Here is a 259-nt window from a genome sequence, read left to right on the forward strand (position 1 = left end):
AGAAGACGTCTCATTTGGGCTTGTAGGCTGGTCCGGTGACGATCGTGGAGCGTCTGGTGCCGGACGAGTTGTGGGAGTTGTTCCAGTTGGTGGTGCCGGCGGCGCCGACCCGCCCGCAGGGCGGTGGTCGGCGCCGCTACGGGGACCGCGAGGTGCTGGCGGCGATCGTGTTCGTCGCGACGTCGGGGTGCACGTGGGCCCAGCTGCCGCCCTGTTTCGGTCCGTCCGGGCCCACCGCGCACCGGCGCTTCACCGAGTG

General features: G+C 70.7%; 1 protein-coding gene. It reads left to right on the forward strand.

The genetic code is table 11. The features are described from left to right. Positions 1–35: 35 nt before the first annotated feature. On the forward strand, positions 36–259 hold a 224-nt coding region (locus PUR56_RS00730; protein WP_329947413.1), incomplete at its 3' end, for a transposase.

Origin of the sequence: Streptomyces sp. BE303 (assembly GCF_036290945.1) — a bacterium.
Lineage (GTDB): Bacteria > Actinomycetota > Actinomycetes > Streptomycetales > Streptomycetaceae > Kitasatospora.